The organism is Massilia sp. DJPM01 (genome assembly GCF_030348125.1).
Taxonomy (GTDB): domain Bacteria; phylum Pseudomonadota; class Gammaproteobacteria; order Burkholderiales; family Burkholderiaceae_D; genus Telluria_A; species Telluria_A frigida.
Genome location: NZ_JAQOZV010000003.1, coordinates 1 through 15,741 on the forward strand (window position 1 = coordinate 1; position 15,741 = coordinate 15,741).

Here is a 15,741-nt window from a genome sequence, read left to right on the forward strand (position 1 = left end):
GTTCAACAGGTAACTGTCGCGCAGCACGCCGGCACTGTGCAAAATCCCGGTGAGCGGCCCGAACTCGTCGCAGATCGCCGCCACCAGCCGCTCCACGGCTGCGCCATCGGCCACATCGAGCTGACGGTATACGGCGCCAAGCTGCCTCAACTGCGATTGCTGCGCTTCATCGAGCGCCGAACGGCCGCTCAGTATCACCGTTGCCTGCGGCGTTTGCGCCAGGATGGCCCTGGCAAAGACCAGGCCCAGGGCGCCAGCGCCGCCGGTAATCAGATACACCCCCTGCTCGCGCCAGGGATGCGCCGCCACGGCCGCATTGAGCATTTCATCCAGCCGCGCCACCGAACGGGCCGCACCGCTATAGCGCACCACGGATGCCGTCTCCTGCGCACTCTCGGCGCGCAGGATGGCGGCCAGCTGCGCCGCCCCGGCAATCTCCGACAGCGCGATCAGTTGCGTCCTGATGCGCGGATTCTCCAGCGCGACCGTCTTCAGCAAGCCAGACAAGCCCGCCAGGACTGCCTGCTCGCCATCGGCCGGCACCACCACCTGCACCAGCACATCGCTGCGCGGTTTCTCTTGCAGCAAGGCTTGCATGGCCTCGAATACATGCCGGGCGATACCGGAGAAACGCGCCCCGGCATCATGGCCGGTACTCTGTAACGACTGGCACTGTGCAGATCCCAGTGCGTCCTTGATGCCGGCTGCGGACATGGCGGCCATATCGCATAGCAGCACCAGATGCCGGCTGAACCCGGCCACCTCCGCCACTGGCTGCAACGCTTGCCGCTGCCACTGCGGATGCAGCATCACGACGCCGGACAAGGCATCCGGCAAGAATGCGTCGGCGCTGTCATCGACGCCCGCTTCGCTCGCGGCCATTGGCATCGATGGGGTTGCCTCCCCGGGCACCCAGTAGCGCTCCCTGGCGAAGGGGTAAGTCGGCAAGCTGATACGCTGCGGCCGCTGTGCCGGATGCAGCAATTGCCAATCAAAACTCAAGCCTTGCACCCACATTTCCAGCAATTTCTCGTATTTGCGCTTATCCACCCAGCTATCGATGGCAGTACGCAAGTCGTCGTCGGCGGCAAATGCCGCCAGCACATGTTTGCTGCTCTTGATTTGTCCGCGGTGCACGTTTGCCGTCGCATCGTCACCATCGAGGAATTGCTGTAGTTTGGTACGCAACTCCGACATCGAAGCGGCAACGAAGCCAAGCCGCTCTTCCATTGCATCACGACCGACCTGCAAGGTATAGGCGAGGTCTTGCAGGGCAGGATGTTCTTCATCCAGATAGTGGCCCAGCTTGGCGACCACGTCACGTAACTGCGCGCCAGTCTTTGCAGAGAGCACGATCACCACGGGTTCCCCATCGCTGATAGCGGCACTCGGCTGCATCGCATACTCTTCAATCACCACATGGGCATTGGCGCCACCGGCGCCAAATGAACTGACACCCGCGCGCAATGGAGATTCGACCATGGCGCCGTCCAGTTCAATCAGTGGCCGCTGCCATTCGCTCAAGGTCTGCTGCACGACAAACGGGGTGCTCTCAAAGTTGATATGCGCATTGAGAACAGCGGAATGCAAGGATGGCACCAATTGACGATGCTTCATTTGCAGCAACACCTTGGTGACACCGGCAATCCCGGCCGCGCTTTCGCAATGGCCAATATTCGATTTGGCCGAACCGATGGCGCAAAATCCGGTGTCGGCGGTATGCATGCGGAAGCTGTTGCTCAATCCGGCGATCTCGATCGGATCGCCAAGCGCAGTACCGGTCCCATGCGCTTCGATATAGCTGACGCTGCGAGCGGAAATGGCCGCTTTTTCCAAAGCCTGCGTAATCACCTCTGACTGGGCGCCAGGATTGGGCACGGTATAGGCATTGCTCTTGCCGCCATGATTGATGGCGCTCCCTTTGATGATGCCGTAAATATGGTCGCCATCGGCTTGCGCCTGCGCCAGTGGTTTGAGCAGCAAGGCTCCCACGCCTTCGCTTGGCACATAGCCGTCGCCGCCTTCACCGAAGCTTTCGCAGCGTCCCTTGCTGGAGGCGAATTTACCCTGTCCCAGCGCCAGATATTTGTTCGGATGCAAATTCAGGTTGACGCCGCCTGCGATCGCCATTGCACAATCGCCTTGCCGCAAAGCCTGGCAGGCCAGATGGATGGCGGTCAACGACGACGAACACATGGTGTCGACTGCCATGCTGGGCCCGTGCAGGTCAAAGAAATACGATACCCGGTTGGCAATCGACGCTGCGCTCCCGGACAGCGCCATCGGCTGCCCGCGCAAGGTTTGCTCGGCGCCGTACAGCTGGTATTCCTCGTACATCACGCCAACAAAAACGCCGACCTTGCCGCCTTCCTCGGCCAGACTGCGGCGGCTGTAGCCGGCATCTTCCATCGCGTGATACACGCTTTCCAGGAATAAGCGTTCCTGCGGATCGATCATTGCCGCGTCGCGTGGCGAAATATTGAAGAACAGGGGGTCGAACTGATCGAAATCATCCAGGAAGCCACCCCATTTGCTGTTGGTGGTGCCAGGCTGTGTCTTGTCTGGATTGAAGTACAAGCTGTGATCCCAGCGCCCTGGCGGTATTTCGGTGATGCAGTCGCGGCCATCGCGCAGGTTGAGCCAGAACTGTTCCAGGCTGGCAGCCATCGGATAGCGTCCGGCGAGGCCGATGATGGCGACATCCTGCGTCGTCACGGCTGCGGGCGGTGTTGCCGTCCTGGCGAGGACTGGCTTGGGAGGCGCCACGCTGGCGTGGTGAGCCTTGACCATCGTCGCGGCTACGCTTTTGTTAGTACCAAGCAGCGACTCCAGCCGATCCGGATGTGCGGCGACAAAATAGCCGGCCAGTTCTGCCAGGTTCTTGTTTTCAAAAAAGAGCGTTTTCGACAAAGGTCCGAAATGTTTTTCAAGTTCGCTGGTCAGTTTGATGACCATGATCGAATCGAGGCCGTACTCCTCAAACGGCTGCTCCACAGCGATACGCTGCGGGGCGAGTTTGGTGGCGGCGGCCAGCATGGTCGTCAGATAACGACGCGTGCGTTGATCAAGCGCATCGTCTGTCGGCCGCTGTGGCGCACTGGCAGGCGTCGTGACACCGGGCGTCCCGGCCAGGCGGCGCGCAGCAAAGCCTTGCATGCGCACGCAAACGCGGCCGCTGTCGTCGCACAATGCAAAATCGAGCTTTTGTACCTGGCTACTGGTTTGCGCCGCCGAGCTGGGGGTGATCCAGACCCACATGGACTCACTGCATGGCGCCAGCACCTCAACCCGGGCCAAGGCAAAAGGCAGCATCGGCGTCGGCTGGGCCAGCACGCCATCGTCATCGAGCATGAGCGCCAGGCTTGCCTGCAGAGCCGAATCCATCAAACAGGGATGCAACACAAAGGCATCAGCGCCATCGATCAATGCAGGAGGCAACATCAGATGCGCCAGCACTGCCGTCTGGCCCGCATACACCGCGGCGATGCCGCGCTGGGCCGGACCGTAATCGATGCCGAGCGCCTCGAATGCGGCATACATTTGTCCGGCGTCGAATTGGGCGCGGGTCATCTGCGTCTGCAACAGCGATAGATCGAGCGGCGCCGGAGCGGCATCGAGCTGCTCCCAGCGCATGCTGCCCTGGCTGTGCACGGACGCACCCGTTGTGTCGTCGCTATGGATGTTGAAACCGATCCGGCCTTCCTCTTGCGGATGGAGCCCGATGTGCAAACTGGCCGCATCGGTGTCGATGCCAAACGGCCGTGCCCACACCACATTGCTCAGCACAATGCTTGCCGTTGCCGCCGGCTGCGGCTTGAGATGCTGCAGCGCGGCGCGTGCCATCTCCAGGTAGGCAACGCCAGGCAGCACACGCCGTCCCTGGACGACGTGATCGGCAAGGAAAGATTCCTGGCCGCTGAAATGCGAACTGAAGCGCAGTCCGTCCAAGCCAGAGGTATTGGCCTGCAACAGCGGATGCAAGACCTGCGCAGCAGTTGCCAGCCGGCCCTTGGCGCGCTCCATCCAATAATGTTCCTTGGCAAAAGGATAGGTCGGCAAGCTGATGCGGCGCGCTCCGCCATGAATGCCAAATCCCGCCCAATCGAAATTGGCGCCTTGCACCCACAGCTTCAGGAGCTTGGCATATTGCCCCTGCGCGGCCCAGGCAGCGAAGGTGCGTTGCATGTCGGCGTCGCCGTCGTAGGCAGCCATGCTGTCGCGTTTGCCATCGGCGCGCCCGGCATACAGCTCATCCTGCTGCTGATCGCCGGCGAGGAATGCCCGCAGCTTTTCCTGGACGACGAGGACCGAATCGGCCACCACCGCCAGGCGATACTCATGCGCCACCCGGCCAGTCTGCAAGGTGCAGGCCAGGTCGGCCAGGTCGGTGTGCGCTTGCGCCGCCAGGAAGGCCAGCAAATCCTGCGCCATGACAGCCAGGCGTTCAGCGCTTTTTGCCGACAGCAAGATCGCCGCCGGAGCGGCACTGGCGCGCGCCGGACCTTGCGCTTCCACGTACTCTTCGATAATGACATGGGCGTTGGCACCGCCGGCGCCAAAGGAGCTGATACCGGCCCGCAAGGGATACTCTTTTCCATCCACCAGCGGCCTGTGCCAATCGCCCAGCGCACGCTGCACCACAAAGGGGCTGTCGGCAAAATCGATACGCGGGTTCAGGGTCTCGGCATGCAGCGATGGTGCCAGCTGCCGATATTTCAATTGCAGCAGCACTTTAGTCAGGCCCGCCAGGCCGGCAGCGCTTTCGCAATGACCGATATTGGACTTGACCGAGCCGATGGCACAAAACTGTTTGTCTTGCGTCGTGTGCATGAATGCGCGGCTCAAGCCAGCGATTTCGATCGGATCGCCGAGCGACGTGCCGGTGCCATGTGCCTCGATATAGCTGATGGTGCGCGGATCCACACCAGCGCGCTGACAGGCATCGCGCACCACCTGCGCCTGCGCCAGCGGACTAGGCACCGTGTAGCTATTGGTCTTGCCGCCAGCGTTGATCGCCGTGCCCTTGATCACGCCATACACATGGTCGCCATCGGCCAGGGCCTTGGCCAATGGCTTGAGCAACACGGCTCCCACGCCCTCGCCGTCGATGAAACCGTCGGCATGATCGCCAAAGGAGCGGCATTTGTCGGACGGAGACAACATCACCATCTCGGACAAGGTAACGTAATGCTGCGGATCGACGATCAGATTCACGCCCCCGGCAAGCGCGCAGTCGCTCATGCCGCTATGGATGCTTTCGACAGCCAGATGCAATGCCGTCAGCGATGATGAGCATGCGGTATCGACCGCCAGGCTTGGGCCGGTAAAGTTGAACAGATAAGAAACCCGGTTGGCGGCCGACCAGTAGGCTGCGCCAGTGGGATAGCGCCCGTTCATCACACCAACGAACACCCCCACTTTTTGCTGCGCAGCGAGATGTTTCGGCGTGTAGCCGGCATCTTCGATGGCGCCATGGGCTTGCTGCAAGAACAGGCGCTCTTGCGGATCCATGCGTTCGGCTTCGGCTGGCGACAGATGGAAAAACAGCGGATCGAAATGCGAAATACCGTCGAGAAAGCCGCCAAACTTGCTATAGATCGCACCGGCCTTGCCCTTTTCAGCATCGTAATAATCGCGCCAGTTCCAGCGTTCAGGCGGAATTTCGGTGACGCAATTTTTCCCATCACGCAGGTTTTCCCAGAAGCGCTGCACATTCTCGGCCTGCGGATAACGTCCGGACAAACCGATGATGGCGATATCCTGATTGCTGGCAAGGGGACGGCCAAGCGGCTCAGCGCCAGGCGCAGCTGCTGGCGTCTGCACCGCAACAGGAGCTGGGGCCGCAGGAGTGGGCGCCACAGAAACAGGCGCTGCGGGCATCGCGGCAACCGCGCTCACGCCCAGCAGCGCGGCAAGCGCCTCGCGCTGGGTCGACATGAGATGGTCGATCAGCCCATCGATGGTCTGTACTTCAAAGAACAAGGTACTGCTGATGTTGTCGAGCACCGTGCGCAGGCTATTGGTCAGCTGTACCACCAGGATCGAGTCGATGCCATAGCGTTCCAGGGGTTCAAAAGCCTCGATTTCTTGCGCGGGAATGCGAATCGTGTCGCCAACCATCTTCTTGAAATAGTGGCGCGCCTTGTCGCGCAAGATATTGCTGTCGATCGCTGGCACAACGGCCGGTGCCGCTGCCGCTGCCGTTACCGTTGCCGCGACTGGCGCCGGGACCGCAGCCGCTGCCGGCAAGGGCTGCGCGATCGACGCCACGCCAGCTTGCTCATTGCGAAGCGGCATGACCGTGCGTGCTGTCTGCGCCGGCGTGATCTGGCGTGCCAGGCCATCGCTTTCGCCAACGATGATTTGCTGGCCCATGGCATGTGCCGCATCGGCGGGGAATGTCACCGAGCCGAAGCCTTCGCTTTCCAGTACCTGTTTCCACGCTTGCGGATAGAGTCCGGGCGAGCCTGGAATACGCAGTGCAGGATCGTCATACAACCACCATCCTTCCAGCAAACCGAAGGTGAGATGACTGAATAGCACGTTATCGCTCAGCTCATTCAATAACAGCAGGCCGTTGCGTCGCATCGCCGCCTTGGCGTTACGCATGGTGGTGCGGATGTTGCGCGTGGCGTGCAGCACGTTGGTGGCGATCACCACGTCAAAGCCGCCGGCGTCGATCTGTTGCCCGGCGATCGGGTTGCCGACGTTGAATAGTTTGTACGTCAGATAGGGATTGTCCGGTCCGTATTCACGTTGCGCATGCATCAGGAAAGCCTTCGACAGATCCGTATAGCAGTATTCGGCGATGTGCTGCTGGTAGGGACGCAGCTTGGGGAATACACGGGCGCTGGTGCCGCCGGTGCCGGCGCCGATTTCGAGGATGCGTATGCGGGCTGTTGGATCCTGCGCCAGTCTTTGCTGCACGTACGCGACCAGGACGTCGGACAGGACCGCATTGAAGTAATCCGCAACCAGGTTGTTCTTGTAGATGCCCTCGACCAGCTTGAGCGATGAGTTAGGGAACATGGCGTCCGTGGCCAGCCGCTTGCGCTGCAAGATGTCCGGCAAGGCGCGCAGCATGGTCTCGACCAGTTGCACCTGGGCGCGGCGGTTATCGTCCAGCAGCCACGGCGCTTTCTCGCGATCCCAGTCGGCCCAGGCCTCGGCCAGGTCGATCGTCTTGAGCGCCCTGCAAGAAACGCCGTTGCCGCTGATCCAGCCGTGACGGGTCAACACCACGATGCTCTCATCGAGCCAGCGTTCATACAATGGCGGCAATTGGGCCCGCATCGCAGCGATCTCATGGTCCGCTCCGGCAAACAGGCCGATGGCCTGCAGCTGTCCGAACAGCAAACGCGCCAGCAAGGTATCCATTTCGCTCATTTGCGCACCGACCTTGGCGCGCATGCCGATCACTTGCGCTTCTTGCGGACGGATGGTTTGCTGGATCTGGCCGATGCACGATTGCAGCGATTGCGGATAGGCCGTGACGGCTTGATCGAGCATCATGCCGTCCATCGCCGGCAGGCGCGTGCTCTTGAGCAGCGCAATCTGATTGCTGGCGCCGCTCAGCAGCGTTTCCAGCGCGGCCATGGCTTCCGGCGGTTCAATCGATGCCAGCCCTGCCGCAGCCATGCGTTGTTCATACTCCGCGGTGGCGACGATGCCGACCTTGCCCCAATAGCCCCAGTTCATGACCTTGACAGGCACGCTGCCATGCTGCCCCAGATAATGGGCGAAAGCATCCTTGAAGGTACAGCCGGCAGCATAATTGCTCTGGCCTGGCATTTTGGCAAACGACTGGATCGATGAGAAGAACAGCATGAAGTCCTGGGTCTTGCGGCCAAACACTTGCGCCATGCGCACACTGACGTCGACCTTGGCACGGTAACTGGCAAGGAAACGCTGCTCATCCATTTTCGCCAGGCTTTGATCGAGCAGCACGATGGCCGAATGCACCACGCCATGAATCACGCCGAACTTGTGCTCGATTTCAGCGCACGCCGCCTGCAAGGAAAGCAGATCGCTGGCATCGGCTGCGACATAGTGCGGCGCCGGGCCGAACGCCGACAAGGCGTCGAGCTTGGCCTGGAGCTGCGCATCCGGACGGCTGCGGCCAATCCAGATGAGCTGGGCCTGATAGGTGCGGATCATGTATTCGCTCCATACAGCGCCGACGCCGCCGGCACCGCCGATGACAACATACACGCCGCCCCGGCGACAGGCCGGTGGTTCTGCCTCAGCTTGCAGCATCGGCACAAAACGACGCCGATGCCATTCTGCGTTTCGCAATACCCAGGCATCCCCGCTAGGATCGAACGGCAGGCCGAGGACGGCGTTCAGCGGGTAGTCGTCGGCGTTATCCACGTCGGCAATCCGTATTGCCCAGTTCGGATACTCCTTGGCCAGCGAGCCAAACAATCCGTGCAGGCCGGCGTCTGTCGGCAGCACCGCATCGCTGCCATCGCAGGCCTGGCAGCGGGTGGTAATCACAGTCCAGTGCACGGCCCGCGCATCGTAACCGGCGCCGAGCAGTGCCTTGATCAGCCTGAATGCCCGGATCACGCCGTCACCTTGGCGCTCCAGCAAGGCCTCATCGGAGGGTGCGCTCAGCGCCCGCGCATCGGCGAACCAGAGCAGATGGTCGAACTCTTGCAGCGCAGCGAGCTTGGCTGTCATCTGCGCGATACTATCGTCGGTCCCGAACGCCAGTACCTGGACTGCGGGATGGATTGCCTGAACCGCCCGCCGCTGTTGCGGCGAGGCCCCGAGCAGCACCATGCGGCCGTGGAACGGCACAGCGGCCGGCAGCGGCAGCACATCCCAGACCGGCTGCAGCAAGACCGGAAACGCCGGGTCGGCGGGCGCGGATTTCTCCAGCACGCGCGAACTGTATCCCAGCATGCGCACACACACCGCACCGTTGTCATCGCACAGATCGATATCCATTTTTTCCATCCCGGCTTGCGCGGTGCTGGTACGGATCACCGCCCACATGCTGGCAACGCACGGTGCATACACTTCCAGGGTCTGCAGCGCAAAGGGGAGCGCGGTGTGAGGCGTACCCTCACCCATCAGCAAGCCGATCGACGCCTGGATGGCCGAATCAGTCATGCTCGGATGCAGCACATAGGCATGGCCGGCGACGGCGCCAGGCAAGCTCAGCCTGGCCATCGCCAGGCCCACGCCGACATGGATCTCGGCCACCGCTTGCAGGCGCGCGCCGTGCGCAATTCCCATCGCCCGGATCGCCTCATAACATTGATCTTTTGAGACATCGTTTTGCGTACAACTGGCGCGGATGAAATCCAGGTTCAGTTGCGGCGCCTGCGCCGTCATCGACTGCGCAAACCCTTGCGTATAGACGTGCCCGGCCCGGGCTGCATCGCGTATCTTGAATTCAACCTTGGCGCCGGCATCGCCGCCGGCGAGATCGATCTGCAGTTCCGTGTTCTGCCCGGCTATCGCAAACGGCCGTACCCACACCACATCGCTCAGGCGGATTCCGGTGTCCTTGCCGATGGCCGCAGCCAGTGCTGCGCGCGCCATTTCCAGCGAGAGCACGCCCGGCAGGATCGCCCTGCCTTGCACTTGATGATCGGCCAGGAAAAATTCAGCGCCGCTAAAGCGCGTGCTGAAAGCATGGCCCTGCGCCACCGCCAAAGTGCGTTGCAGTAAGGGATGCGGGCCGGCTGCCGCTTGCGTCATCGCTTCGGCACTGAGCCAGTAGCGGTCGCGGGCGAACGGGTAAGTGGGCAAGGACAGGCGCTCATAGCCGCCACCGTCAAACAGCGGACCGCTGATGGGCTCAGCGCCGGCCAGATACGCCTCGCACAAGTGCGCCAACCCGGCCCGGTAATCGTGCGGCTGGCGCAGGCCGGACAAATTCTGAACGGATTGATCCCACTGCCGCATCAAGACGCCTTGCTGGACTTGTCCGGCCTTGTTGCCCTGCGCGCGCGGGGCCGCCAGCCATGCTTCCAAGGCGGCGACCAGTTCATCGCCGCTTGCCACAACCAGGGCCAGCCGCTGTTCAAAGTGCTGGCGTCCGCTCATCAAGGTGAAGCTCAGATTGCCGCAATCGAGTGCAGGCACCCGCCGGCAGTGGCCGAGCAATTGTTCGGCCTGTTGCCGTAACTGCGGCGCGCTGCGTGCCGAGAGCGTGACCAGATAGGCTGGCTTGATCGCATGCTGGCGCGTGTGCAGCGGCGCTTCGCCAATGACCAGGTGGGCATTGGTACCGCCTGCCCCGAACGAACTGACGGCAGCCAGGCGTGCGCCCGTGGCCGGCGCCGCCCACGGCTGCAACTGGGTATTGACGAAGAACGGGCTGTCGGCGAACTGGATCGCTGGATTGCCTTCGCGATAATGCAGTGACGGCGGTATCTGGCGATGTTGCAGCGCCAGCAGGATCTTGATCACGCCGGTGACGCCTGCCGCGTATTGGCTGTGGCCGAGATTGGTCTTGATCGAACCGATCGCGCAATATTGCTTCTGATCGGTATCGGCGCGGAAGGCTTTGCTGAGCGCGCCGAATTCGATGGGATCGCCCAAGCGGGTGCCGGTGCCATGGGCCTCGACCATCTGGATCTGCGCGGCGTCGATATCGAACTTGTCGTAAATGCGGCGCAACAGTGCTTCCTGCGATTTGGCACTGGGCGCGGTGATGCCGTTGGTGGCACCGTCCTGATTGACGCCCGAGCCGCGGATCACACCATAGATATGATCGCCGTCGGCTTGCGCCTCGCTCAGGCGCTTGAGCACAAGCACGCCGACTCCCTCGCCCGGAACGAAGCCGTCCGCGCCCGCATCGAATGCGTGGCAGCGTCCGCTGGGCGAGAGCATGCCGGCGCGATTGGCCGCGGTGTACAGCTTGGGCGTGGCCTGGAGAAATACGCCACCGGCCAGGGCCATCTCGGTTTCGCCGCTGCGCAGATCCTTGCACGCCATGTCGATCGCCACCAGCGAGCTCGAGCATGCGGTGTCGATCGCCAGCGCCGGACCTTTCAAGTCCAGGTAGTAGGCAATCCGCGACGGAATCACCGACGCCATGTTGCCCCACAAGGATTGCGCCGACGGTTTGCCAAGAAACAGGTCTTGATAATCGCCGCCGCAACAGCCGACATAGACCCCGCAAGCGCGTCCGGCGATCGCCGTACCGGCATAGCCGGCGTCTTCCAGCGCGCTCCAGGATTCCTGCAAGAACAAGCGTTGCTGCGGGTCCATATAAGTCGCTTCGACGCCCGAAATATTAAAGAACAAGGGATCGAACTGATCGATACCGTCGATAAAGCCGCCGTGGCGGCACGCGGCCGGATCGACGTCGCGGCCTGGCAAAGGCCAGCGCGAGACTTCCTCCACCAGGTCGCGGCCGCCAGCGAGATGCTCCCACAACTGCGCCACGTTGGCGGACTGCGCAAAACGGCCGCTGATGCCGATGATGGCGATGGCATCCAGAGCGGCGGACGGTGCGGCAGGCGGCGCTGCCGCAGCACTGCGGGCGGCCGGCTGGTGATCCTTGTACTGGGTACCAATGAAGGCGCTCAGTTTGCGCACGGAGCTGTAATCAAACAGGCAGGTAGTTTCCAGCCCGATCCCGAACGCTGCGTTCAAGGCCTCGACCAGATTGACGCCAAGAATGGAGTCCAGTCCATAATCGGCAAAGGATTGCTCGAGCCTGATCTCGTCCGCTTCCAGATTCAGTGCTGCGCCAAGCTTGTCGATGATCGTCTGGACAATGAATGCCTGTACCTCTGCGGGATCGGCGACGGCGACGGCAGCGGCAACGACAGCGGCAGGCACAGCGGCAGCGGCAGGCACAGCGGCAGCGGCAGCGGCAGGCACAGCGATGCTGGCCGCTGGCGGCCGGGCTTGACGGTCGGCGATCCAGTAGCGGTTCCTGGCGAAAGGATAGGTCGGCAAACTGATGCGGCGCGGCAGGGCGCCCTTGTAGAGAACCGACCAGTCGATACGCTGGCCGCCGGTCCAGAGAACGCACAGTTGTCCCAGGTCGGTACTGGCAATGGCATCGGCCAGCTGCCGGCGGCGCTGCGGATCGGCATCGAGCGCCTGTTGCAGCTCGCCATTCTGCTGCGCCTGGCCAAGCTGCAAGCCATCGATGACATGATCGCCGGAGAGAAATTTTTCCAGCATGGCGGTCAGTTCCGCGATTGAACTGGTGACGCAGGCAAGACGATATTCCATTGGTTCACGCCCGACTTGCAAGGTGTAGGCAAGATCGGCAAGATTCACGCCAGCGGTCGATGCCGTCTGCTGACTCAAGCGGTCGATCAAGGCGCTCACCGTCTGGCAATCCTGGACGCTATCGGCAGCCCCCTTCAAACCGAATTCGTCGCACAGCTTTTCATGCAGCCGCAACCGATCGAAGACGTCGACGCCGTATTCGTCAAAACGCACATCGGTTTCGATCTGCGCTTGATCGACGTGGATCAGCTCGGCCAGATGGCGCCGCACCGCCTCCTGCAATGCGGGTGTTGCGGCTGCAGCCACCGGCTGAGCCCGCGCCAGGAAACCAAGCAGCCTGGCGACGCTGGCGCGCAAGGCAGGTTCGGTGCGCGCCGACAGCAGCACCGCCGCCGGCCGCGCCACCGTCGCGGATACTTGCTGCGGCATATATTCCTCCAAAATGACATGCGCATTGGCGCCGCCGGCACCAAACGAACTGATGGCCGCACGCAGCGGCAATTCACCGGCTGCACCAGACTGGCGCTGCCACGGGCTCAATTGCTGCTGCACTACAAACGGGCTGCGGGCAAAATCGATATGCTGGTTCAATACGGTGGCATGCAAGCTGGGCACCAGCTGCCGATGCTTCATCTGTAAAACGATTTTGGTCAGGCCGGCGATCCCGGCCGCCGCTTCCAGATGACCGAGATTCGATTTGGCTGAACCGATCGCACAGTAAGCCAGGTCCCCGGTATCGACCCGGAAGGCCTGGGTCAGGCCGGATATTTCGATCGGATCGCCCATTTCCGTGCCGGTACCATGTGCTTCCACGTAGCCGATGCTGCGCGCATCGATGCCGGCCTTGTCCAGCGTAGCGCGGATCAGGTCGCGCTGGGCTGCCGGATTTGGCACGGTATAGCCGTTGGTCTTGCCACCATGATTGATCTGCGTGGCGCGTATCACGGCATGGATCTGATCGCCGTCGGCGATCGCCCGCGCCAGCGGCTTGAGCAGCACACAGCCGACGCCCTCGCCCGGAACAAAGCCATTGCCGCCTTGCCCGAAGCTCTTGCAGCGGCCGTCCTCGGATAACATATGCGCCGCGCTCAGTTCCACATAGCTGGAAGGATGCAGGTACAGATTGACGCCACCGGCAATGGCCAGCGCACAGTCGCCCTGCAGCAGCTTCTGGCAAGCTTCATGGATCGCGGTCAGCGAGGATGAACACATCGTGTCGATCGGCAGGCTCGGTCCGTTCAGGTTGAGAAAATAGGAAACCCGATTGGCAACCGAGCTGAAGCTGGTGCGCGGGTGCAGGGTGTCACCCTGCTGCCAGAGCGACGGCCCATACAGGTTGAAGCCGGTCTTGGTGATGCCGGCGAACACGCCGACCCGTCCCTGATACTGCTTGGCCAATGCATCCTTGCCCAAGGCAGCGTCTTCCAGCACTTCCCAGCAAGACTGCATGAACAGTCTTTCCTGCGGATCCATGGCGAGTGCTTCGCGTGGCGAAATACCGAAAAACAGCGGATCGAACTCCGCGAAGCCGTCGATAAAGCCGCCCCATTTGCCATAGCTCTTTCCTGCCTCGACGGCTTGCTTGTGGTCGGCCTCGAAAAAGCCCTCCAGCGACCAGCGCTCGTCCGGAATCTCGCTGATGCAGTCGCGGCCGGCCTTGAGGTTATCCCAGTATTCGCCCAGCGTTCGCGCTTGCGGATAGCGCCCGCTCAGGCCGATGATGGCGATGGCGTCGTCGCTGGCGGCGCTCCTGGCGCGCGCGCCGGCATCGGCTTGATCCACGGCAGCTGGATGTGACGCTGTTGCCGTTGCCGTGCTTGCGTTCTGGCCGCTTTCCTGCCCGGTCCAGCGCAAGGACTGCGCCGGATGATGCGCGCACAGGTAGTCGCTCAGCGCCGCCAAGGTGTGACATTCGTAGAGCAGCGTCTTCGGCAAGGCATCGTAGATGCCTGCCAGTTTCTGGTTCATCCGGGTCACCATGAGCGAATCGATGCCATAGCTCTCGAGAGGCTCGAACGCATCGAACTGGGCTACGTCGTACTTGGTACCGGCGGCGAACAAGATCTTGAGACGCTCGAGCGTGGCGGCGCGCAGTTGCGCCGGATCGGCGACGACTGCGGCCATTGCGCTGGCCGAGGAAGGCGAAGGCGAAGGCGACGGCAACGGCGATGGCATCAGGAACGATCGCACCTTCTGGCGCTGGCCGCGTGCCACCAGCACCTGCCGGCGCCCACTGGCAAGCGCGCGATAAAACGCCGCCAGGCCGGTTGCGGTCGTCAAAGGCGTCAATCCGGCGCTGTCGCGCAGCGCCTGATCGGTTGCGGCATCAACCCGCATTCCGCCATCGATCCAGAGCGGCCAGTTAATCGATACCGTGCGCTGGTGCTGCGCCGCATAGCGATCCATGAACGCGTTGGCCAGGCCATAATCGGCCTGGCCAACATTACCGGTGACACCGGCCAGCGAAGAAAATGTCACGAACAGATCCAGTGGCAGACCCCGGCTGGCCTGGTCCAGATTGACCAGCCCGCGCACCTTGGGCGCCAGCACCTCGGCTAATTGCGCGACGTTCTTGTGCAGGATATAGCTGTCGCGCAGTTGTCCGGCGCAATGCAAGATGCCGTTCAGGCCGCCGAACTGATCCTTGATGCTGGCCATCAACGCTGCCACCGAGCCAGCATCGCTGACATCGAGTTGACGATAGAATAATTGTGGGCTAACGCTTTCCAACGCGATCCGTTGCTGCGCTGTCAGCGCCGAGCGTCCCGCCAGGATGACCCTGGCGCCACTGGCGTGGCGCACAATCTCGCGGGCGAACAGCATGCCCAGGCCGCCTGCGCCACCGCTGATCAGATACACGCCAGCGTCGCGCCATGGGTGCGCCGCGCCTTGCGTGGCGCTGTCATCGATGTACTCTTCCAACTGCATGACAGCGCGCACGCCGGCGCGGTAGCGCACCATGGACGCGCCGCGCTGGCCGCTCTCGGCCAGCAGCAGGGCCGCCACATCGTCCCTGGCCGTCAAGCCGATCAGTTGCGCCTTGATGCGCGGATTTTCCAGCTCAGCGGTTTTCAGAAGCGCGGACAGGCCAAACAGGGTTTCATCTTGCGCATCGCTGGAAATGACGACCTGGACCAGCACCTGCTCGACCGAATTTTGGGACACAAGGGCCTTCAACGCCGCCAGCGCTTGCGCCGCATACGCTTCAAACCGCAGCGCCGCATCAGCGGGACCGGCCCGCATCAGGATGCATTCAAGCGCGCCAACACCGGCTTCCAGATCCTGCGCCACAGCGGCGAACTGCTCGCTCAACAGCAACAGACGGCGGCTGTACACCGGCTTGCCGGAATCGATCACCAGCGGCTGTTCGCACCACGCCGCATCGAACAGGAATACGCCATCCCGATCCGGCGCTTGATCGAGCTCCGGCCCGGCGTGCTGGGCTCTCAGCAGGTTCAGGCTATCGGCTTTATTCAGGTCGCCACTTTTCAAGTCACGCAAAATACCTTGCAAACGATTCAATCTGTTCTCCTG

At 62.2% G+C, this 15,741-nt stretch carries 1 protein-coding gene; it reads right to left on the minus strand.

Translation table 11 applies throughout. The features are described 5' to 3' along the window. Nucleotides 1-15,729, minus strand: a 15,729-nt coding sequence (locus tag PO883_RS02715) for an SDR family NAD(P)-dependent oxidoreductase (protein WP_289308393.1), incomplete at its 3' end; no start/stop codon positions are given. Nucleotides 15,730-15,741 lie beyond the last annotated feature (12 nt).